Annotated in this window: 26 protein-coding genes; 21 read left to right on the plus strand and 5 right to left on the minus strand. The window is 32.9% G+C overall.

Going from position 1 to position 26,990, the window contains the following annotated elements; translation table 11 throughout:
* The first annotated feature begins 19 nt into the window (after positions 1-19).
* The 5 genes from C5F49_RS03295 to C5F49_RS03315 all read left to right on the plus strand — a co-directional run bounded on the left by C5F49_RS03295 (position 20) and on the right by C5F49_RS03315 (position 6,237).
* Positions 20-766, plus strand: a complete 747-nt coding sequence (locus tag C5F49_RS03295; RefSeq protein WP_179363317.1) for a hypothetical protein — start codon at positions 20-22, stop codon at positions 764-766.
* Between the two features lie 3 nt (positions 767-769).
* Complete coding sequence (locus tag C5F49_RS03300; RefSeq protein ID WP_179363318.1) at positions 770-2,560, plus strand: cation:proton antiporter; 1,791 nt, start codon at positions 770-772, stop codon at positions 2,558-2,560.
* Between the two features lie 173 nt (positions 2,561-2,733).
* A complete protein-coding gene (locus C5F49_RS03305; RefSeq protein ID WP_179363319.1) occupies positions 2,734-2,988 on the plus strand; it encodes an Lrp/AsnC ligand binding domain-containing protein in 255 nt (84 codons plus the stop codon).
* A 136-nt stretch (positions 2,989-3,124) separates the two neighbouring features.
* A complete protein-coding gene (locus C5F49_RS03310; protein WP_179363320.1) occupies positions 3,125-4,795 on the plus strand; it encodes an acetolactate synthase large subunit in 1,671 nt (556 codons plus the stop codon).
* 107 nt (positions 4,796-4,902) lie between these two features.
* Complete coding sequence (locus C5F49_RS03315; RefSeq protein ID WP_179363321.1) at positions 4,903-6,237, plus strand: NAD(P)/FAD-dependent oxidoreductase; 1,335 nt, start codon at positions 4,903-4,905, stop codon at positions 6,235-6,237.
* A 9-nt stretch (positions 6,238-6,246) separates the two neighbouring features.
* On the opposite strand, the gene C5F49_RS03320 is transcribed toward C5F49_RS03315, so the two are convergent.
* Together C5F49_RS03320 and C5F49_RS03325 are read right to left on the minus strand one after the other, a co-directional pair.
* Positions 6,247-7,275, minus strand: a complete 1,029-nt coding sequence (locus C5F49_RS03320) for a p24 family protein (protein ID WP_179363322.1) — start codon at positions 7,273-7,275, stop codon at positions 6,247-6,249.
* Between the two features lie 95 nt (positions 7,276-7,370).
* A complete protein-coding gene (locus C5F49_RS03325) occupies positions 7,371-7,517 on the minus strand; it encodes a hypothetical protein (RefSeq protein ID WP_179363323.1) in 147 nt (48 codons plus the stop codon).
* 253 nt (positions 7,518-7,770) lie between these two features.
* On the opposite strand from C5F49_RS03325, the gene C5F49_RS03330 reads away from it, so the two are divergent.
* From C5F49_RS03330 to C5F49_RS03355, 6 genes are all read left to right on the plus strand, one after another.
* Positions 7,771-8,598: a transglutaminase family protein gene (locus C5F49_RS03330; protein WP_179363324.1), complete on the plus strand. Its 828-nt coding sequence runs from the start codon at positions 7,771-7,773 to the stop codon at positions 8,596-8,598.
* 35 nt (positions 8,599-8,633) lie between these two features.
* Complete coding sequence (locus tag C5F49_RS03335; RefSeq protein ID WP_179363325.1) at positions 8,634-9,143, plus strand: alpha-E domain-containing protein; 510 nt, start codon at positions 8,634-8,636, stop codon at positions 9,141-9,143.
* Between the two features lie 5 nt (positions 9,144-9,148).
* On the plus strand, positions 9,149-10,570 hold the full coding sequence (locus tag C5F49_RS03340) for a circularly permuted type 2 ATP-grasp protein (RefSeq protein ID WP_179363326.1): 1,422 nt from the start codon (positions 9,149-9,151) through the stop codon (positions 10,568-10,570).
* A gap of 90 nt (positions 10,571-10,660) precedes the next feature.
* A complete protein-coding gene (locus tag C5F49_RS03345) occupies positions 10,661-11,968 on the plus strand; it encodes a hypothetical protein (protein ID WP_179363327.1) in 1,308 nt (435 codons plus the stop codon).
* Positions 11,969-12,030: 62 nt separating this feature from the next.
* Positions 12,031-13,347 (plus strand): hypothetical protein, encoded by a 1,317-nt coding sequence (locus C5F49_RS03350; RefSeq protein WP_179363328.1) that lies wholly within the window; start codon positions 12,031-12,033, stop codon positions 13,345-13,347.
* Between the two features lie 49 nt (positions 13,348-13,396).
* Positions 13,397-14,734 carry a hypothetical protein gene (locus tag C5F49_RS03355; protein ID WP_179363329.1) on the plus strand — a complete coding sequence of 446 codons (1,338 nt, stop codon included), beginning with the start codon at positions 13,397-13,399 and terminating at the stop codon, positions 14,732-14,734.
* A 19-nt stretch (positions 14,735-14,753) separates the two neighbouring features.
* On the opposite strand, the gene C5F49_RS03360 is transcribed toward C5F49_RS03355, so the two are convergent.
* Positions 14,754-15,146, minus strand: a complete 393-nt coding sequence (locus tag C5F49_RS03360; protein WP_179363330.1) for a DUF6659 family protein — start codon at positions 15,144-15,146, stop codon at positions 14,754-14,756.
* 160 nt (positions 15,147-15,306) lie between these two features.
* Here C5F49_RS03360 and C5F49_RS03365 point away from each other — a divergent pair, with 160 nt between their 5' ends.
* The 8 genes from C5F49_RS03365 to C5F49_RS03400 all read left to right on the plus strand — a co-directional run bounded on the left by C5F49_RS03365 (position 15,307) and on the right by C5F49_RS03400 (position 24,392).
* Entirely contained in the window at positions 15,307-15,471 is a 165-nt protein-coding gene (locus C5F49_RS03365; protein WP_179363331.1) for a hypothetical protein, read from the plus strand.
* A 41-nt stretch (positions 15,472-15,512) separates the two neighbouring features.
* Complete coding sequence (locus C5F49_RS03370) at positions 15,513-17,681, plus strand: M20/M25/M40 family metallo-hydrolase (RefSeq protein WP_179363332.1); 2,169 nt, start codon at positions 15,513-15,515, stop codon at positions 17,679-17,681.
* Entirely contained in the window at positions 17,678-18,934 is a 1,257-nt protein-coding gene (locus tag C5F49_RS03375) for a hemolysin family protein (protein WP_179363333.1), read from the plus strand. Before C5F49_RS03370 ends, C5F49_RS03375 begins: the two co-directional genes overlap by 4 nt.
* 5 nt (positions 18,935-18,939) lie before the next feature.
* On the plus strand, positions 18,940-20,589 hold the full coding sequence (corA, locus tag C5F49_RS03380; RefSeq protein WP_179363334.1) for a magnesium/cobalt transporter CorA: 1,650 nt from the start codon (positions 18,940-18,942) through the stop codon (positions 20,587-20,589).
* Between the two features lie 60 nt (positions 20,590-20,649).
* Positions 20,650-21,456, plus strand: coding sequence for an ion transporter (locus C5F49_RS03385; protein ID WP_246275375.1), 807 nt, complete (start codon positions 20,650-20,652; stop codon positions 21,454-21,456).
* A 16-nt stretch (positions 21,457-21,472) separates the two neighbouring features.
* Complete coding sequence (locus C5F49_RS03390; protein WP_179363335.1) at positions 21,473-23,101, plus strand: gamma-glutamyltransferase family protein; 1,629 nt, start codon at positions 21,473-21,475, stop codon at positions 23,099-23,101.
* Positions 23,098-23,868: an N-formylglutamate amidohydrolase gene (locus C5F49_RS03395; RefSeq protein ID WP_179363336.1), complete on the plus strand. Its 771-nt coding sequence runs from the start codon at positions 23,098-23,100 to the stop codon at positions 23,866-23,868. Before C5F49_RS03390 ends, C5F49_RS03395 begins: the two co-directional genes overlap by 4 nt.
* A 128-nt stretch (positions 23,869-23,996) precedes the next feature.
* A complete protein-coding gene (locus C5F49_RS03400) occupies positions 23,997-24,392 on the plus strand; it encodes a nucleotidyltransferase family protein (protein ID WP_179363337.1) in 396 nt (131 codons plus the stop codon).
* A gap of 152 nt (positions 24,393-24,544) precedes the next feature.
* Here C5F49_RS03400 and C5F49_RS03405 read toward each other — a convergent pair whose 3' ends face one another.
* Together C5F49_RS03405 and C5F49_RS03410 are read right to left on the minus strand one after the other, a co-directional pair.
* Positions 24,545-24,922 carry a DapH/DapD/GlmU-related protein gene (locus tag C5F49_RS03405; protein ID WP_179363338.1) on the minus strand — a complete coding sequence of 126 codons (378 nt, stop codon included), beginning with the start codon at positions 24,920-24,922 and terminating at the stop codon, positions 24,545-24,547.
* 16 nt (positions 24,923-24,938) lie between these two features.
* Complete coding sequence (locus C5F49_RS03410) at positions 24,939-25,334, minus strand: LbetaH domain-containing protein (RefSeq protein ID WP_179363339.1); 396 nt, start codon at positions 25,332-25,334, stop codon at positions 24,939-24,941.
* Positions 25,335-25,576: 242 nt separating this feature from the next.
* Between C5F49_RS03410 and C5F49_RS03415 the strand changes: the two genes are divergently transcribed.
* Positions 25,577-25,945, plus strand: coding sequence for a hypothetical protein (locus C5F49_RS03415; RefSeq protein ID WP_179363340.1), 369 nt, complete (start codon positions 25,577-25,579; stop codon positions 25,943-25,945).
* 115 nt (positions 25,946-26,060) lie between these two features.
* Positions 26,061-26,990 (plus strand): hypothetical protein, encoded by a 930-nt coding sequence (locus C5F49_RS03420; RefSeq protein ID WP_179363341.1) that lies wholly within the window; start codon positions 26,061-26,063, stop codon positions 26,988-26,990.

Genomic DNA, 26,990 nt, shown 5'->3' on the forward strand with positions numbered 1-26,990 from the left:
ACTTTGGATTTGAGATAATTTGACAGACAAAACAAATCTAACACCTAGCAATACTCCTACAAAAGAAACTATAGTACTTAGAACTCAATTCTTACCTCAAGATATCATGGATGTTTTAAATAAAAAGAAAACATCTTTTTTTGGCTCTGCATTACGACGACCGAAACCTGATGAAATAAAAGTTGACATTCCACAATTGTATTTGGAGCAATTTATTTTTATTTTGGGTCATTATGAAATTGACTTTGATCGTAATGCATCATACATGATTAAAGTGGATCCTGATGTTGTTGAAGTTTCAATTGGAGATGAAAAATTCCCAATCTTAAATGAATCTGGTACCTGGAAAAAATTTGGCAAAAAAATGAAACAAGGAGTTGGAATCTCAAAACAAGATCTGGAACTTAATGTAGTTGAAAATGCCCTCAAAAGCATGACTGATTCAATGTATTTTGATCACAATGGATTGGTAACTACCTTTGGATACAGTACTCACTCTGATGCCGTAGAAAATTATGTCCAAAGGGTACTTGATGTAAATAAAGACCACATCAGAAGAACTGAAATGACTGATGATGAAGTTTTTTCAAAACTATCTCAAAAATTAAAAGAAAGTCTCAAACATGATCTGAAAATTAATCGTGAGGAGTACGTTATCGCTGAATTTCGTGAGATACTTGTACCAATTTATGAGACAAAGTGTTATGATAAGAAAAACAAGGTTGTAATTGCCAGAATAGATGCTGTAACTGGAAAAATTATCTAGATTATGACTGTTGAAGTAACTGATTTTCTAGCATTACTGGCATTGCTGCTTGGGGGAGGCATGATTGGTGCTGGAATTATGAAAAAAATAAAATTTCCCACAATTATCGGTTTTATCTTAATTGGAATGATTGCAGGTCCGTATGGACTCGGTATCGTTGATGATGTAGAATTAATCAATCTGTTGGCAGAACTTGGAATTATCATTCTTCTTTTTGTCGTAGGGCTGGAATTTAGTTTACAGAAATTACGCAAAGCTGGAATCAAACCTATTGTCGTAGGAATGTCTGAATTATCAATAATGTTTTTCTTGGCATATATCGGGGCATTCTCTTTTGGTTGGACTCATTTAGAGGCTCTGTATCTGGCAGGAATTTTATCAATTAGTAGTACTGCAATTTCTCTTCGAATACTACGTGATCTTAAACTAGTCAAAACAAAAGAGTTCAACACTGTCATCACGATTTTGATAGTGGAAGATCTTGCAGCCGTATTGCTTTTAGTAATTTTAGGAAATGCATCAGCTGGTGCAGAGCTTGATTTCACTGGTGTTGGAATTTTAGTTTTACAGAGTTTAACGTTCTTTGTAATAGCGTTGGGCTTGGGAATTAAACTAATTCCAAAACTGTTGGAGAAAATTCATGGATTAGATATCCCCGAAGCGCCGTTTATCACTGCATTAGCGCTGGGCTTTGGTTTGGCAGTTCTTGCTCATTTTCTAGGACAAAGTTCTGCAATTGGTGCATTTATCATGGGAATGATTATTGCATCATCGAAGCATTCTGAACAAATTACTAAAAAAATTCTTCCGTTACGTGATTTCTTTGGGGTGATATTCTTTGTGTCAATTGGAATGCTTGTAAATATAATGGCAATTCCTGAAGTTGCACTAATTTCAATACCTATAATCATTTTAGCAATTATTGGAAAATTTGTAGGCAACTTCTTTGGAGCATCTATTGGTGGTCATGATGTCCCTGGTGCGTCTACTATTGGCACAGTGATGGTTCCTAGAGGGGAATTCTCATTTATCATGGCAAAACAGGCAGTAGATGGCGGTTCTGTTCGAGATACACTGTATCCAGTTACAATGCTTGTGACATTAGCTACAATGCTGTGCATTCCATTGTTGCTGAAGATATTACCTACTCTTGCAAATAGAGAAAGTTATGTTCCAATGAAATTGTTAAATCCGATTTTCATTGTAGGTAGATTCTTCAACAAATTAATGAATTCATCAGATGGTGATACTCAATTTAATAAATTACTCAAAGAACATGGTCCTAAATTCTTTGTAAATCTAATGATAGTAATTGCAATTTTAGCAGTTATTGATTACTTTAATGATGATATAGTGAACATCATTACTCAAACTGGAATTCCTTTGGCCATTGATCCTGAAATATTACTAACCATTGTGAGTGTACTGTTAATTATTTATCCAGTAATTGCAATGCTTGGTAAAATTGAGAAACTGGTTACAAACATATCTGATATTTTATCTACAAAACTAATTCCAGCTGACACTCAAAAGTTGGAAGAGAAACCTCTACATAGATTACTGCGAAATATTTTCTTTACTGGATTTATTCTAGTATTGATTGCTGTGATTCAACCCTACATTGGAGATTTAGACTATTTGCCCTTTTTACCATTTATTATTTCAGGTATTGGTCTTGCTATAGCAATTCTATTAATTGCAGATTCTGTATTTGTATTTCAGAAATTGTCTCATGGACATATCATGGATAGCTTGATGAAAGACGATGAAGAATTGGAATCTGAAGAAAAATAACATTACATACTATAACCAAACAGAGATATTGTAAAATCAACTGTCTTTGTAAATTTCCTATAGACCTAATCTCCAAAATCCCAGTTTACAAATGTGATAAATTTTGAGCCTGATTTTACAAATTTATGTGATTTGGGGCGTGATCTTTATCTATCATAAATGGGATTGAAGGTATGCAAGCCTATATTCTCATAAATTGTAAAACTGGCCGTGAAATTAGCGTAATTACAGAACTCAAAGAATTACCTGAAATAATTGAAATTAATGGTATATGGGGCAAGTATGATGTTTTTATTAAAATTAAAACTCCAGATCCTAACGGCGTAGAACTAATTCTCCAAAGATTAAGAAACCATCCTGATGTTACTGATACGTTTACCATGCATGTGTTGTATGGTCAAGGTGGAAGTATTGATCAAGAGATTTAATTTCTAATCATTGTAATTCCAATATGTTAAAATTATAGATGCATTCTCTTAAAAAATTAGCAATACATGTTGATTACTAATTTTGTCATTGGAACTTTTTTAAGAAATAATTGCGTTGTAAATTACAGGAACAATATTGAAAGCTTCTGATTTATTTGTAAAATGTCTTGAAACTGAAGGCGTAGAATACATTTTTGGCATCCCGGGTGAGGAGAATGCTGATTTTATGATGTCGTTATCTGAGTCTAAGATTAAATTCATTTTGACTCGGCATGAACAAGGAGCTGCATTCATGGCAGATGTGTATGGGCGACTAACTGGTAAAGTTGGAGTGTGTTTGGCTACTTTGGGTCCTGGCGCGACAAATCTAGTTACTGGTGTTGCAAATGCAAACATGGATAGGTCAAGATTACTTGCAATTACTGGACAGACTGATTCTCATCTATTGCATAAAGAATCACATCAAAATATGGATGCAATTACAATGTTCAAGCCCATTACAAAATGGAATTGGTCTATACGTAATCCGCAAAATATTCCAGAAATTGTAAGACGTGCATTCAAAATTTCATTAGAGGAAAAACCAGGCGCTGTACATATTGAACTGCCGCAAGATATTGCAAAAAAAGATACGGACATTCCCCCAATAGAACCTCAGCCCATCTTTAGATCTGGTGCAAATGAAGAATTGATTAAACAGGCTGCACAATTGATTCTTCATGCAAAAAATCCTATAATTTTTCTAGGAAATGGGTGTGTTCGAGAAAACGCTAGTTCTCACATTCGTAAATTTGTAGAGAAAACTGGCATCATTGCTATGAATACGTTTATGGGAAAAGGAGTGGTATCTGATGATTCGCCATTACATTTGCATACTATTGGAATCAAAGATGCAGACCATGCATTACTTGCAATGAAATCTGCAGATGTTGTAATTGCAGTGGGTGTTGATCTTGTAGAGTATAGTCCTAAAAATTGGAATCAAGATTTGAATAAAAAAATTATCCATATTGATTTTACGCCTTCTGAAGTGTATACCTATTATCGACCCAAAGTGGAAATAGTTTCAGATATTGAATATGCCATTGATGATATTTTATCTGAACTAGAATCTCAAAAAGAAATACATCCTGAATTAGATATTTTCCCACGAAAAGAGATTCCAGAAATTTTTAAGAAAATTTTACGTGAAGTTGATGAGCGACGTGATTCATTTAATGATGATATGTCTTTCCCAATAAAACCTGAGAAATTAATAATAGATGTTAGAAATGCCATGGGCGAACATGACATTGTTTTGTCTGATGTCGGAGCACACAAACTTTGGATTGCTAAAATTTACAAAACATATCAGCCAAACACTTGCATTATTCCAAATGGATTTTGTTCTATGGGATTTGCATTTCCAGGCGCAATGGCTGCAAAATTAGTTTATCCTGAACGAAATGTGGTTGCAATGTGCGGTGATGCAGGTTTTTTGATGAACGTGCAGGAACTTGAAACTGCAGTCAGACTAAAGATTCAAATCATTACTGTAGTATGGTGTGATCGTGATTTAGGTATGATATCTATGAAACAAAAAAATGAGTTTGGTAAGAGTGTCTTTACAAATTTTACCAATCCTGATTTTATCCAACTAGCTGAAAGTTTTGGAGCCGTAGGGTATGTAGTCAAATCTACAGAGGAATTTCCAAGGATTTTAGATGAGGCTAAAAAAATCCAAGACAAGCCTGTGATTATTGCAATTGATGTAGATTATTCTAGAAATAACGTTCTCTTAAATGACAGTAATTATGAAAATGTATAATCTTACTATGCTCCCAATGGTTACAAAATATCTTGAGTATTCATCTATGACCGTAACTTCTTTGACTGGTAGGCTGTAATATTTTATAATTTAATAATTGATTATACATGACAACAAAAATTCTAATTTTAGGAGGTGGATTTGGAGGAGTAAATGTTCTCAAATCAATTCAAAATAAATTCAAAAACGATTCAAACATTAGAATTAGCATTGTAAGTCAAGATAATTATTTTCTTTATACTCCTATGTTACCACAGGTTTCATCAGGATTAATTCATCCTAGTGATATCACTGTTCCAATTCGTAAACTGTGCAAACAGGCAGAATTTTATCATGCTGAAATATCTTTTATAGATTTAAAACAAAAATTAGTTACTATTACTAGGACATTTGATGGAAAAGTGCATGCACTTGATTATGACTATTTGGTAATTGCTCTTGGAAGTAACACAAACTTTTTTCATAATAAAAATATTGAAAAACATTCGTTTGTTATTAAAACTGTGGAGGATGCAGTATCTATTAATTCACAAGTGATCAATATGCTTGAAAGTGCAGCCCAAACTTCAGATGAAGATTTCAAAAAAGCGTTGATGACATTTACTGTTGTAGGTGGTGGTTTTGCAGGTGTAGAAACAATGGGCGAGATAAATCAACTTGTTCGAGATTCTGTCAAGAATTTCTATCCGAGCATAGGCACAGAGAATATTTCTATGAATCTAGTTGCCTCTAAAGAATTTATTTTATCTGAACTTGGGCCAAAGCTTGGAAAAATTGCTGGTAACTACTTACGCAAAGCTGGAGTTAACGTACTCACTAAGACTAAAGCAGTAGATGCGGGAGAAGATTTTGTAAAATTAGATAATGGTAAAGTAATTCCATGTATGACTTTGATTTGGGCTGCAGGGACTGATATTGATCCTGTAATATACAACTTGGAATGCCAGCATCACCAGTCGGGAAAAATCATGGTTGATGAATATTTACGAGTTCTTGAAAATGAAAATGTTTTAGCTTTGGGGGATAATGCATTGATAAAAAATCCCCTTACTGGGGAGCCATACCCTGCAACTGCTCAAAACTCAATTCATCAAAGTAGTACCGTAGTAAATAATTTGTATTCTGCAATTACTGGTAAAACAAAATTAAAAAAATTCTCTTTTAAAAGTAAAGGTATGATGACTACCTTGGGTAGGAAAATTGCCATTGCAGTGATGTTTGGTTTGCCTATTACTGGTCCTGTTGCGTGGTTAATTTGGAGAACATATTATTTGTCACAGTTGCCAATGTTTGAAAAAAAATTTCAGGTTGCTACTAGCTGGATGGCAGACTTGTTGTTTAAACGTGACTTGACGTTTATTGGTTTGATTAAAAATAAATCCCTTACAAAAGTTGACATGAAATACGATACACCGCCAATCGAAGATTTTTTTAAAGATTAGTTAATTGTATCACGAACACGTTGATGCTGCTTGTAGTTGAACTGTTTTTGTTGAAAACATTGAATGCTCATTTGATATTATGATGTAATATTCGCCTGGAACTAATGTTACATCAAAGGCCCCTGATTCGACTTTGTTGCTTTTGTAATGTGTTGATGCATTTTGTCCCTCTTTGAATTTTTTAAAATTCTCTTCATTTAGAATAAAAACAACTATGTCATTTCCAAGTAATGCATTTGCAATAAATCCCCCTTTGATATTTGCTGTACATTCTAGTGTAAAGTAGATATGTGAATATGACTTGGGGGTGACTTTGTAGGTAGAGTCTACAATAGTTTGCCCTGATAATGACAGTTCCAAGTCTTCTGCACCAAACAATTCAGTTGTTATTGAATTTAGTACGTTTTCAAGAGGGTTTTTTGCTGTAGTGCTTACCCATCCATCATTTTGTGGTTGGTTTTTTTGAATTTCTGAATTTATTTTATTTCTGACTTCATCGTAAATTGAAATTTGTTTAGATGATTCAAATGGAATTGGTATGTTCATTCCAAATATTTTAAAATATGCCGTGCCCCTTACTTTAATTTCCATGATTCCCTGAGTACTCACTATGGAATTTATGGCCGGAGAAAAACTATTTTTTTGAATATTTTGAAATGATATTATTTCTTTAGTTTCTCCAGGATAAATTGTGGTGTCTATGTTGCTATTTCCTCTACCAATTCTGATATCATTGATCAAAATATCATAATACAAATCTGGAATGTACACGGGAAGAAAACCATTATTATTTACATTAAAAATAAAATTCAAGTTAATTCCTTGAATCAAACCAAATGCTGCGTTAAACCAATCTCCAGATAGTGTATCTAGTCCTACATTTAGTAGATTAGACCAAGTTAATGTCTCCCAGTCTATACTTTGAAATTCAACATCCTTTAGATTTATGCTCAAATGAGTATACGAATATGCAAATAATATTCCTAGAATTATTATTATTACCAGTATGCTAATACCAATTAGTTTTATTTTGCCCACGATTTTTTAGATATTTGGTAAATTTAGACTTTTAAGACTTTGAATTTATTGGTGTTCTAAATTATGTTGTTATTTTTTGAAATTATTAACTGATTTTATCTTCCTGATTTTTCTATGTCTTTTAATTTGTCAGAGCAAATCTTAATCTCTTCAACGGTATGATCTTTTCTTGGTCTATTGCATACGGGACAAAGATCTCCTACGTTACTATTTCCAGATGGTTTTTCTATTAAAAGTGGCATTTCTATATTTCCTCTATTATTCACTTGTTATTTTATTTCAATATTTCGTCTGTCGGGCTTTACTTTATCCCAACATTTTGAGCATAATGTTCCATAACAGATAATTTGATTTGTCAGGTCGCCACCACAATTATTACAATAAAATTGAATTTTTTTCATTAACGTAAGTATACAAAATTCACAGTACTTGCTTTGGATTAGAATCTTTGTATCTGATTTTAGTTTAAATAGCCTCAAACAAAATAATTACGTCTTGAAGGTTTCAGTAGAATATGACGTCAGTTATTCTTATGATAATATAGTTACAATAAATGATAATGTTTTACGTGTATTTCCTTCAAAAGAATTTTGGCAAACTCCTATTGATGAGCAAGTGACTATAACCCCTACTGGAAAGGAACTCTACTATACCGATAGATTTGGAAACAGAAATTTACGAATTAAAATTACTGAGCCACACTACTCATCTTACTTTAAAGTAATTTCAACTGTAGAGACAACTCCTTACAAAGTTACAGTAGATGATGACATTAGTTTGCCACTTGACAAATCTATTTTCTCACCTGATGTTAGGACTTACCTTAATGCTTCAACTCTTATCAATCCAGATATGATTAGACAGAGAGCTCCTGATATTGTAGACAATGTCAAAACTTTGAAAGAAGCATTACAGGTTCTTACAGAGTGGGTTACAACAAACATAGAATATGTTCCTGCATCAACTACAATTCAAACTAAAGCTAGAGAATCATTGGCCATGGGTGTAGGGGTATGTCAGGACAAAGCCCATATTCTTATTGGATTTTTACGCTCACTTGGAATTCCATCTAGATATGTCAGTGGCATTTTAGTAGATACACCTGGAGCAACTCATGCATGGGCAGAAGCTTACTGGCCAAATGTTGGTTGGATTCCTTTAGACCCTACTCATAACAGATCTTTTGATTTAGAACACTACTATGTAAAATATGGGCATGGCCGTGATTACAATGACGTATCTCCAATTACTGGTTCTTTTGAATCTGACAGTCCGAACAGTCTAACTCAGTTGAATGTTATCCCAACAATTATTCCACAATAGAATTTTTTGTATTAGTTTAATAAGGTAATTTTCTTTTGTTATTTGTTCTGAACGATAAACTGGATAAAAAAAACTTGATTCTTCCAAGTAAATTATACAAAGCATATTGGTTAGGTCGTTATGTTGAAAGAGTAGATAGTATAACTCGCTCCTTACTTAGTGCTCTCCATACGTACAAAAATCTAAAAAGTGAAGAACCATTGATCTCTCTTGCAGATAGTTTGGGAATAGAATTTACAAAGCGTGAAAAATTTCTTGAAGTAATATTACACGGAGATGTCTCATCTAGCGTTCTATATGCTGTAAGGAATATGAGAACAAATGCAATGGGTTTGGGAATTGATAGATTAGTTAGAGAATCAAATATTCTGGTAATAGCAGTAGAAGAAAGACCTGATTTACAAAATATTGATGAGGTAATCAAACATGCAAATGATGTAGTTGCAGCAATTAATAATTTAGGTAGGGTTATCGACGAAGAAATTGCTCCTCCTAAAATCTCAGACGATACAAGACAAAATCAAACTCGTCATCAACAACAGTGAATATAATGCATGTAGACTCTCTTCCTTCAAAATCAATTGATTTTTCAAAAGATGAAAGTTTCAATGAGGCAATTGATTCTAATCTTATAATACGTAAAGAGTACCAACAATTTTTTAAAAACATTCAAAATCCTCGTTTACTTCGATTGGGGGAAAAGGTAATGTCTGCAGATCTTACAGCGTATCTTGAAGGCTTCACATACAATGTAAAACCTACTGAGTACAATGCGGTTCCTATGGATTTTGTTCCACGTATAATTTCAAAACAAAATTTTCAAACAATTCAAGATGGAATTAAACAGCGTGCAAAAGTACTCAACATGTTCCTAAAGGATGTCTATACTCAGAAAAAAACAATTGTCCCTGATGAATTAATTTTCGGTTCTGAATATTTTAATCCTGATTTAATTGGGCATTTGCCAAAAAATGATATCTTCATTCAAGTTTATGGTGCAGATCTTCTATACAATGGGGAAACGTACTATGTGATTGAGGATAATCTTAGGGTACCTAGCGGCGTTACATATCCTATCAAGATTCGTGAAATGAGTGATAGGTATCTGGATATTTTGAAAAAGGGATACAAACTTGAATCATACAAGCCTTGGAAATTTCTACTTGATGCAATGAAAGATGCTTCATGGGTAAAAAATCCATTCATGGTGTTGCTGACAGATGGTACATCTGGCTCTGCGTATTTTGAGCACATGTATCTTTCAAAATTAATGAACATTCCACTAGTGGAGGCAGGAGATCTTTACATCACTGCATCAGGTAATGTTGTAGTAAAAATTCCTGGTGAGGGTGAAGTTCAAGTGGATGTAATTTATCGCAGAGTTGAAGATTTGGATATTTTCGTACCTGGAATTACAAAAGCATATCTTGATGGAAAAGTTGCATTGGTTAATTCTCCAGGAACTGGTATTGCAGATGACAAATTAGTTTACTCTTATGTTCCTGAACTTATACGACATTATCTTTCTGAAGAACCTATTTTAGAGCAACCTAAATCATACAACCCAACAATTCCTGAAGATTTGGAAAGTGCAATCAAAAATGTGGAGAACCTTGTTGTAAAAGAGAGAGGGGGATATGGTGGTATGGGAACTGTAATTCCACGAGATCATCCAAAATCTAAGAGAGGTGCACTAATTGAAAAGATTAAAACAGAGATCACTGAAAAACCTGATGACTATTTGTTACAGGAAACTTTGGATTTTTCTACTACAATCACAAGAGAATCTTTCAACCCCCTGATCATGCGAGATTCATACGTGGACCTTAGAGTATTTTCATATTATACAAATGATGGTCCACAAGTTCCACCAGGTGGTTTATCAAGATATGCCAGACATGGAAGAATTACAAATAATTCTTCTGGCGGTGGTGTAAAAGATACTTGGGTTGTTAATTTAGAATCCATTTAATTTTAAAAAATTTTTTCAGATATGATTGAAATAAATCTGGTCATGTACTTGTCTTGATAGGCATAAATAGTCAACTAGTTTAATGAAATTGTGGGTCTTTCTTCTTCAAATCTTTTGGGATTGAAAGTTTTTCAACCAATATCTATTAAAAATAAAAATTTAGAATTTTTTGAATTTTTAAGATATGAGACAAAATCACTTAGAGATAAACCAATTTTATTAAAATCAGAATTACTTGATGCAATATCCCAAAGTACTAAAATTAAAGAGGTGTCAAAAATTAAAAAACCTCAACTTGTAAAACAATTTGAAGATTTTTTAAAAGAACTAGATAGGGCATTATTTATCAAAAATTCCAAAGATGAAATTTCTAATATTAAATGGAATAGAATTGATATTTTTTGTGGTCTGTTGAGATTAATTGAGAGAAGTGATGAAAGAAAAATTAGATGGGCACTATATTATATATTTGCTGCAAATAATCTAAAAATTTCCACAGTTAAGATATCTGAACTTTTAAAAGAGTTTAAAATTAAAAATCTTGAAAAAATTCTCAAAAAAATCCTCAAAGATGAAAACCTATCTGGCCTTAATGCACAATTTGACGGAAAAGCATTTGTTATCAATCATGAAAAAACTGACAAGATCGTCTCTCACTATTTAGCTGATGCAATTGATGAGCCATCTAGACGTTCTCCAGGGGAATTGGAAGAAGAAATTTTAGATTTAATTGATGAAGGATCTTATTCTAACCAAGAAGTTTCGCAAGCATTGCTAATTGATGAGGGACTTGTCTCAAGAACAATTGGTAAACTACGTGAACAAGACAAAATTGTTCTTTCAAGTTTTGGTCAAAGAGGAGCTAGATACTTTACAACAAATTGTGATAATTGCCCATTTGGAACTACAAAGGCATCTTGTAGAAAAGAAGCAATTTCATATATTGCAGCAGCATTTATGCATGATTTTGGTTTGGATCTTTCTGCAACTGACTTTGATTCTGTTGAGACTAATCAGGCCATTCTAAAAATTAAGAGAATTGTAATGATGGCTAGAAAAGAAAAGAATACAAAACTTGAGAGGAATTTAGGCGAAAATCTAGAAACATTACTCTCTAAAGTAGTGGACAAATTCACCGAAATTGAGACCCCTGAAGAAAAAATCACTCTTCCTGAAATCAAGATGAATATACCAAATGATATGTCCAAATTGCCTCTGCTTTACCAATTAGGGCTCAAAAAAGGAGCACAAGGAGGAATTAATCTTATGGATGAGATGCTACAACTAGCCTCAAAATCTATTCAAAAAGATGATAGGGTGAAAATCAAAAAACATGCTCTAGAAGAATCAAACAAATTTCTAAAAAATATTGGACTTGATCAAAAAGAAAACAATTGATTTAATCCAATACAAACTCAATAACTGTAATGTTTTTTAATGATAAAAAATGGTGATTTATTATGAATACAGTTCCTATCTTTGCAGTTATTTTAGGAGTTATTTTAATTTCAGGCACTTTACCTTCTCAATCATTTGCAGATGTAATTAATCCCAGACAACAAATGAAATTAGACTTTACAAATGAACAGATTATCTGTGCAGAAGGATTAGTAAAAATCACTAAAAGTTCTTCTGGTAAAGTTGCTTGTGTAAAACCAACCACTGCTGAAAAATTGGCAGAACATGGATGGGCAAAACAACTTTCTGAGAAAAAAGTAGCAGAAATTAAAGAAAAGAAATTGAAAAAAGGTGAGTCTGTTGGAAATATAACCAAAATTGTAACATTAAAACAACTGGCTGGAGGTAACACTCCTGCAAAACCTAGTACTTCTGGATATTCATATGTCTTTGAAGCATGTAGTACTACAAAATTAATTAGAGCACCTGAAATCTTTGTCACATCTGATAGTGAAACTAAAAATGTAAAATTAGCAACTCCACTAAAAGCAAATTCTTGCTATACTAGCTCTGTAAATATTAAAGCTGCAGATCCTAATTCTATTTCTGCAACTCTGTTGAATAAAGGAGGAATTTCAGAAAAAATCTCCTCACTTGAATCTCAAATCACTGATTTAAAAACTAAAATTGCTACTGCTAAAGCAAAATTACCAAAATCTAATGATCAATCCCCCGAGTCTGAAAATATGACTAGTATCATAACTATGAAAAAAGAATTGAAAGACCTTCAGGATCAACTTAGAAGATATTTCATGGTTTTGTATGTCCCTCCAAGTACCAAAGTATCTAAAATTGATTTACCAAAATCCATTACAGGACAACCTCTTGAGGGAATGAGTACCAACCTTATTTCAGTAACTCCAAGTGTTGTTGCTCCATCTGGAACAAATAACCCTGACGTTAAAAGATTCAATGTAGTTTTCGAAGCATGTGCTGGTATGCAATCTATTAGATTGCCAATAATCACTGTTACATCAGATACAGAAACAATTGATGTCAAATTAATTGATAGAATAATTCCTGAATCTTGCCAAGTCGGTATTGCAAGAATAAACGCATTAGATTCTGAATCCATCATACCTACAATTAGTGGAAACTCTGGAATCTCAAAACAAATCAAATCTTTAGAAACTCAGATATCTGAAATGGAAGTTATTCTTGCTGATAAGAGAAGCAATTTGGGTGATCTAATTTCTAAAAAACTTGATTCTACAACTGAACCAATTGCTCTTAAATTAACTCAAGAAATTAGTGAATTACGAAATGATATTTTAGAAAATAGAGTGAAACTCAATTCACTATTACTCAAGGCTTCATGATATTATTAATTTTAGGAAATCTAAAAATCAATGATGAGATGTTTTTGTGATGATTAAAATAATCCCAGTTTCATTTTTGATATTTGTACTACTTGCATCAACAGTAACTACATCAAATATTGTATTTGCAGATGTCCTTTCACCAAAAGGCCAAATGGATCTGAACTTTACTGCAAAAGAAGTAATTTGCAATGAAAAATTTGTTAAAATTATCAGAACATTAAATGGAAATGCTGTTTGTGTTTCACCTGTAATGGCTGATTTACTAGTTAAGCGAGGGTTTGCATTACCTCCTGATCCAATAGATGTTTCTAAAGTTGAAGAATTAAAGTCAAAACCAATTGGTACACTTACACACATGGCAACAACAAAACAATACAAAAATCCAGGTGCTGTTGAAACATTCCCAAAAATTGACACTCTCAACTATGTGTTTAAAATATGTGCCATCGATGAAAAAATTCGTTCCCCTGAGGTGATAATTACTTCTGATTCTGAGACAAAATCAGTTAAACTTAGAGATGTAGAACTGACTTCTTGTTATACAACTGCCGCTAAAATTAGAGCTTCGGATCCTGAAAGTATTTCTGCAAGATTGCTAAATCATGGTGGTATCACTGAATCAATTACAGAATTAGAAAATAAAATAACTAGTCTCAAATTAGATCTTTCTTCACAGAGGGAAAAATTATCTACTATTGATGTAGACACATCGGCTACAGCTAAAGCAAAAATTGTTTCTGCAATTCATAAAAAAATATCTGAAATTAGAACTGACTTGAACAATACACGAGCAGAATTACAAAAATATTTGTTGTTTTTGAGTCTAAGTGCCACCACTGATAATATTACGATACAAAAAGGCAAATCAATCACTGGAATGAATGTTGATGGTGTTGTTTCTGAGATAATATCAGTTAATTTGGCTTTGATTCAACCTGAAGATCGACCTGAAAATTCAATGGCATACAACGTAGTTTTTGAGATTTGTACTGGTGATAATCCATTGAGAATCCCAGTAGTAGAATTGTCTTCAGACATTGGTACCAAAGTTGTAAAAATGGCTGAAAAAATAGTAAAGAACTCTTGCCAAGTATCTACTGGAAAAATCAATGCACTCTCTCCAAGTTCAATTATTATCAAACTAGCTGGACAAACTCAATCCTCAGAAACCATAGTACAATTAGAAAAGAAAATTGAATCAATAAAAGATGAAATGATGGTAGTACAAAAAGCACTCAATTCAGCTTCTACTTCAAGCTCAATCAGTAAAGAAGAACGTCAAAAATTAATTTCTGAGGGAACTGACAAAACTATAGAATTACGTAAAGAATTAAATTCTCTAAAAGTTGAATTGCATAAAATTCTCTTAGAGATATATAGATAACATTTGAAAATATTTTTAATTAAATTGTAGATATTGTTATATCGTCAAATAACTCTTCTGCTTTTTTAATTATTTCCTTATCATCCGCATCAGGTTCTGCTGAAATGAGAACCAAATTGTTTCCAATTGGCACACTAATTATCAATTGTTTTTTTCTTCTTGATGCAATATAGTCAATTGGTCCAAGAGCCTCATCAAATTCTTGTCTCATTTTAAAATCTAATTGCATTTGCATGTATGTCATGGCAATTTTATCGCTGTCTAAGAGAGGCGATGTTCCTGCTTTGAAACCTCCTGCAATTAGTTTTCCAAGATTGTTAATTACTCCTACATGTCTAATTTTATTTTCATTTGATAGATTTTTACATGCGATATCTAGTTTCTTTATATCTTCAACTGTAGCATCTGACATATTTTTTAGAAATCTGTCTCAATTTTAAACATATTGAATTATGAATATTTTTCAAATTTTATTTACTTGACTTAAATCAGAATCAAGACAGCTAGCTATTTGATTTCTAAACTAGTTCAAAATCCTCTATACTTATAGAGTGTAAAAATTACGAGTAAATATGAGATGTCCAAATTGTGGAAATCAGGCAAGCTGGAGAGATCCTGACTGTAACAAATGTGATGCTACCTTACATCACAAAGATTGCAAGGGAAAAAGTGCTGATTGTAAATGCCATCAACTTAATGAACAGGCATGGACTCAGAAAAAGGCCCCTCCATCATGATGCATGGGTATAAAGCCAATTAAAAAAAATGAGATGATATAATGAAAGTTGCTTTAATTTACAATGAAAATAAGATAGATCCTAATGACGTAATCAATGTCTTTGGTATGACTACCAAAGAACACTATAGTTCAAAAGCAGTTGAGAGAGTTGCCCAATCCTTAGAAAAAGGCGGACACACTGTCAAGGTAATTGAAGGTGATATTCACTTAAATGAAGAATTAAAAGAATTTATGCCAAAAGTGGTTGCAGGTGAAAATCCTGGCATGGTCTTTAACATGGCATATGGTATTCAAGGTCAGAACAGATACACTCACATTCCTGCAATGATGGAGATGCTTGGAATTCCATACATCGGTTCTGGTCCAGCAGGTCATGCCATTGTTCAAGATAAGGTGATGACCAAAATAGTTTTGCAGAAAAATAAAATTCCTACTCCTGGATTCTGGGTGTTTAGAACTCCTGAAGACAAACATGATGACTTGATATTTCCTGTGATTGTAAAACCAAAACTAGAATCTACTTCTATGGGAATGGAAGTTGTAGATAATTGGGATGACTTGAGAGCTGCAGTTAAAGTTCAAATTGAAAAATTCCAACAAGATATTTTGGTAGAACAATTCATTTCAGGAAGAGAGTTTGCTGTGGGTTTGTTGGGAAATAAACCAAACATAGAAGTTTTACCAATCGTTGAAATTAATCTTGATCATCCTGATCAAATACAAACTATTACTGATAAAAAGAAAAAAGGTGGAGTTGAAAAAACATGTCCTGCAAAATTATCAAAAGAAAAAGAGGCTGAGATGAAACAAATGTGCATAGATGCATTTTCAGCTTTAGGATTAAATGATTATACTAGAGTGGACTTTCGAATGGATAAAGATGAGAATCTTTACATCCTTGAATTAAATTCAATGGCTAGTCTTGGAACTGGTGGTTCATTTTATCATGCTGGGAAAACTGCTGGATATACGTATGAATCTCTAGTGAATAAAATTTTAGATGTTGCAGTAATTCGCTACTTTGGTTCTACTACTCAGCATAATGATGAAGAAGTGGATTTGACTCAACCTTTACGTGTTGTTGCAAGAACCTATCTGAGAAGTCATTTGCAGAGTCTAAAAGAGACTTTGAAAGATTATGTTAATCTCAATACACATGTATACAATATTGAAAATGTAAATCAATTAGGAACTAAATTATCTAAACGATTATCTCATCTTGGATTTAGTGAACAAGTTTACAAACAATCTGATGTTGGAGACTTTCGTTATTTCAAAAATCACTCTGATTCTCACAATGATGTATTATTCATATCTCATATGGATACTCATTATGGGCCAAATGATTTGATAACATATTCTGAAACTAGTGATAAGATCGTAGGCTCAGGTGTTGCTGAAAGTAAAGGTGGATTGGTAGTGATGTTAGGTGCATTACATGCACTAAGATTTTCAAAAAGACTCAAAAAAATAAAATGTGGTGTATTACTTACAACTGATGATAGTTTGGGTGGACGACACAGTAGTAATTTGATTGAAGAGATTTCTAAAAATTCAAAATACATTCTTGGATTAAAATCAGGTAGTGTTGATGGTGGAATTATTACAACTTGTTATGGTAGAAGTGATTATGAAGTTAGATTTACATCAACAGGTGATGAAGCTAATTCAAACATTCATGGAATCATACCTGTTTTGGCAAAAAAATTAGCTGCAATTGATAAGATCTCAAAAGATGAAAAGAATTATCGATTAAGTACAACTTCTGTTGTAGCTCAAGGCTCTCATGGACATACTCCAAATTATGCTACAATCTCACTAACATGTAGTTACAAAACAGAAAAACTTGGAGAATTATTAGATTCAAAAATTAAATCTGTGATGAAAAAACGAGAATCTAATTCTAAAAAACTAGATGTCGCAGTAAATAAAATTCAAACACGACATCCTGTATTGGAAGAGCCTTCTGATACAAAATTCTACAAATTAGTAGAAGATTTGGCTAAAAAACATGAAATTAAAATTAAAAAACATGCCCAACTATTATCCTCTGACATTAGTAATGTGCCAGTTAGACTCCCTGCATTGGATGGATTTGGTCCATTAGGAAATCATTATCGTACATCTAAAGAATACATTATTCATGACAGTCTTATAGAGAGGGCAGCATTATTGGCATCTGTCGTCTTCAAGTGTGCTGCGAAATGAGTTTAGAATATCAATTAGCTGCACTTGCCGCATTAATTGGCCTTTCAGGATTTTTTAGTGGTTTAGAGGTAGCACTTGTAGGTACAAGTCAAGCCACAATTGAGAGATTGGTGAAAAATAAAACAAAAGGTGCAAAGGCTCTTCAAAAATTACATTCCAACCCTGGCTGGATGATGTCAAGTGTAAATCTTGGAAATAATTTAGTGAACATTGGCTCTGCATCCCTTGCAACAGTTGTTGCTATCGAAATTTTTGGTGATAATGGAATGGGAATTGCAGTTGGACTAATGACATTTTTAATTATTATTTTTGGTGAAGTAACTCCTAAAACATATTGTAATGCAAATGCAACTAAAGTCGCTTTAAGATGTAGTGGAATTTTATTAGCTTTTAGTTATGTGCTATACCCAGTTGTTTGGGTTCTTGAAAGAATTACTAGGGCAATAATCAAACTTACTGGCAGTGGATATAGACCACCTGCATTGACTGGTGAGGAGATTAAAGGTATTATTGATCAAGGTCACAGAGATGATGCACTAGAAACATCTGAAAGAGATATGGTTCATGGTGCATTGGACTTTAATGATAATGTGATAAGATCTGTAATGATGCCACGAACTAAGATGTTTACCTTACCTGGTGATATGGAATTGTTTGATGCAGCAGACACAATTCATCAAAGTGGACATTCTAGAATTCCAATTTATGGAAAAGATCGTGATGATATTATTGGCATTTTGCATGTTCGAGATTTACTAAAACATCTAAAAGATAGTGAACTGCAACACAAAAAAATTAGAGATTTTGTACGTGAACCAATTTACGTGTCACAAGAGAAGAAGATGACTACTCTGCTTAGGGAAATGCAAGCAAAAAATACCCACATGGCAATAGTTGTTGATGAATTTGGAGGTGTAGAAGGAATTGTTACTTTGGAGGATCTCATTGAAGAGATTGTAGGTGAAATTAGAGATGAAACTGATTCTGATATTCAACTTTATGAGCGAATTGATGAGAATACCATAATCACAAATGGTGATGTTGAAATAGATGAAATCAACTTGGCTTTCAAAACAAATATTCCATACCCTGATCATTATTCTACTTTAAACGGATTGTTACATGAACAACTCCATGATATACCCAAAGTTGGAGATGTTGTGAAAATTAGCTCTCTATCAATTAAAATCGAGCAAGTAGAAAAAAACAAACCTACGTCTATTAGAATTCAGCGAATTTTAGATGAGGTGTAACTGAATTGAGAGATAAAATTGGAATAATTACCAATAGACTCGTCTATGGGTTTACTTTTGCATTTTTATATCAAATTGTAATTGGAATCGCAACATCACTACTTTCTTTACCGCTAACCGGAAATATTCAAGATCTAATATCTGGAGTTGAACAAATTGAATCTCAACAAGGTCCTTGGCTTGTAGGTTGGTGGATAATTTCAACAATAATTATCACTGCAATGGCATTGTTGATTATTCGATACAAAAAATTTCTTTCTCCATTCAAAGGTGAAAAAAATATTGATATTCCTCCAAAAATTACCGTTGTCACTGCAATAATTATTGGTGCGTGTATCTCTTTTCTATTCTTCCTACTTGACACCGTTATTGGTTTGATTGTACCTGCAGGTTCCCAGACTGATGTAAATGCAATATATCAATCTGCAATTATTGGGGATTTCACACCACTATTGGTAAGTGTACTCTTTTCAATTATAGCTGGATTCATTATTGTTGGAGTTGCAAGTAAGACATCCAAAGTCAAAGAAATAACAAATGATTTGGGATTGCAAGACATTGCTGGTATTATGGGTGGTATTGTAAACAAAACTAAAACTCAGAAAACAACACTATCTGATACAATCGGTCAACGTCCTGGGGCTTTAATCCACGTTGGAGAGCAAAAAGTAGACAAAGTAACTGTAAATTTAATTGAATACGATTCTGAAAGAATTAACGAAATTCCAAATGCGTCATTTGAAGAATGTTTGGAATCAAAAAACAAACCAAATGTTTCATGGGTGAATATAATTGGGGTACATGATCCCAATGTCATTAAAACTTTTGGAGATAATTTTGGAATTCATTCTCTCCATCAGTCAAACATTATGAATACTGAACTAAGACCATCCGTTGAAATATTTGATGATCATATTTTGATAATGTTGAAAATGCCTCACTATGATACTCAAACGGGGAAATTGGATTTAGAACAAATATCAATCGTATTGGCTGAAAATCATCTTTTAACTTTTCAAGAAATTCAGGATGACTTTTTTGATGAGATTAGAAAACGATTACGAGAAAATTCTGGTAGTATTAGAAAACTAAAGACAGATTATCTTGCTTATTCTCTAATTGATGCAATCATTGATAGTTATTTCTTAGTATTAGAAAAGATTGGTGATCTTACAGAAGATTTAGAAGAAGACTTGATGCAAAATCCTACACCTGAAACAATGCAAACAATTCAGACTTTAAAACGCAGAATGATTGCATTAAGAAAAGCAATTTGGCCAGGACGAGAAATTATTAATTCATTGGAGCGAGATTCTACAGTTTTGGTATCTGATAACACTAGAACGTATCTTCGTGACGTCTATAACCATACTATTCAGGTAACTGATTCCATTGAAGGACTGCGAGATGTGATTGGTGGTATGCTTGATACCTATCTATCCAGTGTAAGTAATAGAATGAATGAGGTTATGAAGACTTTGACCATAGTTGCAGCAATTTTCATTCCTATCACGTTCATAGCTGGTCTCTATGGAACTAATTTTTCATATGTGCCCGAATTAGAATGGGAGGGAAGTTATTTTGCTATGCTAATTGTAATGGGGATTATTTCTGGAGCGATGATTGCTTGGTTTAAGAAAAAGAGATGGCTTTAATCTGAATTCCTGCACAAAAATCTTGATTCTTTTAATTTCTTTTCAACAAATTGAGGCTAAATGATGACCAATAAAGCATTACAAAGAACATATGAAATCCTTGAAGGTACAACTAATGACAAAGTTACAAAGGCTTTTCAATTCTTCATTATTGCTTTAATCACTGTAAATGTTATTGTAGTTATTATTGAAACAGAAGAATCTGTTTTAGATGAGTATGGTTATCTCTTTACTCCTTTTGAAATATTTTCAGTTGTAATTTTCACTGCAGAGTATATTGGAAGAATTATAGTTTGTAAACTAAATCCAAAATACCAAAATTCAAAATTTGGTGTACTTCGATTTGTATTTACTCCTATGATGTTAGTTGATTTGGCAGCAATACTTCCATTTTTCTTACCGTTTGTAGTTACAGACACTCGCTTCATTAGAATAATTAGACTTTTGAGATTGTTTAGACTCTTCAAACTTGCAAGATACTCTGATCCAATGCAAACTTTGGGGCAAGTATTCAAATCAAAGGCTGGTGATTTGGCAGTTGCATTTTTCATTTTATTTATTGTGTTGATATTTGCATCTAGTTTGATGTATCATGCAGAACATGAAGCACAACCTGCAGTTTTTTCTAGCATTCCTGCATCTATGTGGTGGGGAATAGTTACTCTAACAACAATAGGTTATGGTGATGTTTATCCAATTACTATACCTGGAAAATTAATTGCTGCAGGTGTTGCTGTCATTGGAATTGCCGTTTATGCAATTCCTACAGGAATTATGGCTTCTGCATTTACTGAAGAACTTAGAAAAAAGAAGGCATCAACTAACAATACATGCCCTCATTGTGGAAAGGATATATCCCATGATTAGAGAAAGGTATCAGTAAATGAACATTGAAAAAATAGAGAATTCCTTTAAACCCACTTCTGATAAAAAATGCTCTGTTGCCAAAAAAGGAATGGTCTCAACTGCGTTCCCTGATGCGACAAAAGCTGGAGTTGAAATGCTCAAAAAAGGTGGAAATGCTGTAGATGCTGCTTGCGCATCTGCTCTAGCCTTGGGCGTGTGTGAACCTCAAGCTTCAGGAATTGGTGGTCAATCTATGGCAATTGTACATGTAGATGGAAAATCAGTAGCTGTAGATGGCTCCAGTAGGGCCCCATCATTTGCACATATTTCTAATTTTGCAAGAAAATCTCATGGATTAATTGGATACAAGGCAACTACAGTTCCAAGTACTGTTGCAACTTTGGGATATCTAAATGAGAGATATGGTAGATTACCTTGGGATACTATTGTGAAACCTTCTGTTCGTATTGCAAAGAATGGATATAAAATTACTAAACTACAACATGAGTTACAAGAAAAACACCTTAAGAATTTTTTAAAAGTTCCATCAAAATCCGGAGCAAAATATTTCCTAAAAGATGGAGTAGTACCTTATGATGAAGGAGATCTTTTTGTTCAGGATGATTTAGCTAATACTTTAGAACAACTAGCAACATCTGGGTTTCGCTCATTTTATCATGGATTGATTGCAACATTGATTGATAAAGATATGAGACTTAATGACGGTTATCTACGACAAGAAGATCTTTCATTTATTCCACTACCAATTGAAAGAAAAGTAATTAGTAAAAGATATCGTGGAATTCGTGTGGAAACTGTACCTCCACCTGCAGCAGGTGCTACGATGTTGTTAGTATTAATGATGCTTAATAATCTCACAAAAAAATTCATAAACACTAGTTCTCCTCAATCATTTCACTTTGTTGCTGAATCTTTTCGTAAAGCATTATTGTATAGAGAACAACGTAAATTTAATCCAAGAACCTATCATCAAGTAAATGATAAAACTCATCTCAGTAGAAGTTTTGCAAAAACCCTTTCAAAGTCTATTCGAAATTCAGTTGATCCTGACCTTCCATTAAGAGATTCCATGGATACTGAAGACACTACGCATCTTTCAGTAATGGATAATGAAGGAAATGCTGTTGGCATAACTCAATCAATTGAATTAGTCTATGGCTCAAAAGCAGCTGCTGATGGATTAGGATTCTTGTATAACAATTACATGTCTGCATTTGAGCTTAAGAATGCAAATCATCCTTACTATTTACGACCAAATGCTATTCCTTGGACATCTGTATGTCCATCAATTTTATTTTATAATCATGAGCCCTGGATTGTTATGGGAACTCCTGGCAGTGCACGTATCTTTTCAGTATTAAGCCAATTTGTTTCAAGAATTATTGATAGGGATAATTCTATAGATGTAGCAATGACAAAACCAAGACTACATTGTGGAGTGGATGGTACAATCAGTTTGGAAGATGACGTTTCAGGTGTTGAAATAATCAAACATCTCAAAAATATGGGTTACAAAATAGACCTTAGGGAAAGATATTCGTTCTTTTTGGGCGCAATTCATGCTGTTATGAAATGTCAAACAGGTGAAGGATTTCAAGGAGTAGCAGAAGTTCGTCGTGATGGAATTGCGGAGGGATTGAATTGACTAAACTACCTGTATTGTTATCCATACCTCATGGAGGAACTCGGAAACCTTCGGAACTTGACGGACATTTATCCATTACAAACAAAGATCTGTTTGATGATTCTGATCCTTTTGTAATAGAACTCTATGATTTGGGGGATAAAGTTCAGCGTGTAATTAAAACTGATATTGCAAGACCCTTTGTAGATCTTAATCGCTCGTTACAAGACATGCCTCCAAATAATCCTGATGGGTTGATTAAGAGTAAGACATGCTATGATAAACCAATCTATACCAATGGAAAAGAACCTGACGATTCACTCAAAACAATGCTTATTGAAATGTATTACAATCCATATCATCAAGCAATTCAAAAAAGTATTACTGAATTAGATTTGAAATTATGTTTGGACTGTCATTCAATGGCTGCTACTGCTCCTTATTTTTCACCAGATAAAACACAATCAAAAAGACCTTTGTTTTGTATTTCTAATGATGATGGAAAAACAGCTTCTCAGGAAATGATGGAATTATTAGCTGATTCTATATCTAAATCATATTTTATTGATAGAGATGAAATATCCATAAATGATCCATTTCATGGTGGTCACATTACAAAAACATATGGGAATAAACCTCTTCCCTGGATTCAAGTTGAGATGAATAGATCATTATATTTGTCATCTCCATGGTTTGATGAAGATGCACTTACTGTGGATGTTAATCACCTTCAAAAATTAAATAAGCAATTTGAAAATTCACTTGATTATTTCTTTTCAAAAATCTAAGTAGCAGACTCAAAATTTAATTATAAAATTACAACTAGTTTAGATTGCTCTGTTGAATTGCAATTGATTTAATTCAGATTTAACACAATTACAAATTGTTTCTTATAGGGAAACAATGAAAATATTGCATGACAAACGTAGACCCAAGTGCAATTATAGGAAATGGCGTGAAAATGCAAGAAAGTACTGTAATTGAAGGTGACGCCAAAATAGGCGATAACTGTGTCTTTGGAAACAAAGTAGTAATTGAAAAACATGCAGTTATTGGCAATGGTGTTACGATGGAAGATGGTTGTATCATTGAGCGTAAAGTCAATGTAGGCAATGATTGTGTATTTGGCAAAAAAGTAGTAGTAGAAGGTCATGCAGTTATTGGCAATGGTGTCAAAATGGGCGATGACATTGTATTGGAAAAAGACACTACTGTTTTAGACAATGCAGTCATAGCTACTGGCACTGTTTTACCTGCTGGAAAGACATTTCCAGATGGAATGACAACCAAAGCAAAATACACTCCATCCTAAGAGAAAATAATTTCTCTAGTTTATTTTTTTTATTTATAATTATTTTGTACTAGTGATTTTGAATTTTTATTTTTAAAAACTGTTTGTTAAATGTCTTTTTTATGCAGGTTATTTTTTAAAATTCCAGTGAGATAATCTTTCTCTAAAACTTGTTAGTTTTTTTTTGGTTCGCTTCGGAAAGTTTCTTCTTCTTTAACAACTGTTCCATCTGGTACGACTGAATTATCTTTAACAATGGATTTTTTTTCTAATATCACATTATTTCCAATTGTAACTCCTTTACCTATTGTTGATTTTTTTGTGACTAGAACTTTGGTGCCCAAGACACAATCATTACCTATGTGAGCTTTTTTCCCTATTACGGTACTGTCTCCTATTTTTACGCCACTACCTAATACTGCCTTTTTTTCAATTACTACTTTACTTCCGAAATTACAATTATCTCCAACGTGGGTTTCTTCTTCTATTGTTACAGTGTCGTCCATAGTTACATTGTTCCCTATGATTGCACTTGGATCAATTTTTGTCATGATAATTAATTTTAATTTATTTTTTATAATATTTTGCCTTTAGTGTTGTTCCGTCTGGATAAGTTTTACCTGCTGATAAAACAGTGCCCATTGGAATATCTGCGCCATCTGGTACTTTGGTATCTTTTTCTAATACTACATCGTCACCTATTTTTACTCCGATGCCGACAACTGCGCCTCCTTCTACTACTACATGTTTTCCAAAATTACAGTCATTACCTATGTTGACTTTTCTTTCTATGACACAATGCTCACCCATTTTAACACCGCTACCAATAATTGCATGCTTTTCAATTACTACTCTTTTATCTAAAACACAATTATCTCCAATATGTGCATCTCCTTCTATTACAGTACTTTCTTGCATTGTAACATTACTTCCTATAATTGCACTTGAGTCTACATCTGCCATTGTTACTATATTTTGATGATTACTAATAAGGACATCCCAAGTTGATTTCATACAGTTTAAAGTCATCTAACCCATTTTTAGATTGTTAGACTAATCAAATGGCTTTGTTTTTCTAACTAAAAATACAACATTTATTGGCACATTTGGATTGAGCCAAAATAATATTCAATATGCAATTGTGCTGACTCTGAATCAACACAACTACTACTTTCTTTAATTATAGAATAACCGAATGTAGTTTTATGAATGAACTAAAAATTGCAGATCAAGAAAAATTCTTGAACAGCATTATAAACATTTCAGGAAACATCCGATATGTTATGGTTTATGATTTGCAAGGAAATGCAATACATAAACGAATTATGGATGGTATCACTGATCATTTAACTGAAAGAGAAAATATTACTGCACTACAGCATACCATTGAATCGTGGAATTTTAGAACTTCACTTTCAGAAAAAATTGGTAAAACTCAGTATACTTTACAGGTATATGATAATCTGATAAGAGCAATTTTCCCATTTGGGAGTGAAATGCTTTTAATTGTAACATTAGATAATGCAGGCGAACCTGGTGATATCATTCGAAGAATTCAAACGATATTATCATAATGGAATGAGGCTGAGGATATTTTAAAAAATCTATGCGGTCTTCATTTTCCTCTTTATTTTTAATTAACCTACTCACAAAGTATTTACCTGATTTTAGATTAAGGATAGTGAACTTTTGAAGCCTCTTTGTTTTGTATTAATAATTTTAGCAGTACTGCAAACTCCTTTAGCATTTGCAGCATTTGAAGATTTTTCAATTGAAGATGAATGGATAAAATATTTCAGCTATGTAGAAAATATTACGGGTTCTCTTGCAATTGAAGTTTCTTTTACTGATTTAATTTTGTATTCTATTGGGATGGTAGTATATGGTATTTTCATTTGGAATTTTTATAGATTCATTGCAAGGCGTGAAATGATTCCTCTTGGACTAGACAAATATCAGACAGATGGTAAAAAAATTACATCGATAATTGCATACGTTGTAAAATATGTAGTAGTTTTTCCGTTGGTAGTTTTAGTTTGGTTTGTAGTATATTCTACATTTTTGTTCTTTATGGCTCCAGATCTTTCTATAGAATTAGTATTTCTAGTAGTAATTTCTTTAGTTGTGACAGTAAGAATATCTGCATACTATAAAGAAGATCTTGCAAAAGATTTTGCAAAATTAATTCCATTTGCACTGTTAGGTATCTTCCTTACAAGCAATATTTTCTTCACAGCAGATCAGGTGCTTGAACGATTAGATGATTTTATTCCATTTTTAGGAAAAATAGCAGGATTTGTTATTTATGCAATTATTGTTGAGGCAATTTTACGTGTTTTATTCTTGATAAAAAGAAAAATTCTTCCTGTTGCAGAAGAAAAATTAGAAGAATCAATTGAAAAACAAATTAATGAAAAAATTAAAGTTCATGTGGAAAAAATTGAGGGTAAACATGAAAGTCTTGAGAAAAAAATAGACAAAGAAACAGATGAGATTGAGAAAAAAATAGACAAAGAAACAGATGAGATTGAGAAAAAAATAGAACAAAAGACTAGTGATGTTGAGAAAAAATTGAAAAAAGATGAAGCAGATACAAATGATGATGAAAATCTAAGATAA

The sequence above is a fragment of the Nitrosopumilus oxyclinae genome (assembly GCF_013407165.1).
In the GTDB taxonomy this organism is placed as follows: Archaea; Thermoproteota; Nitrososphaeria; order Nitrososphaerales; family Nitrosopumilaceae; genus Nitrosopumilus; species Nitrosopumilus oxyclinae.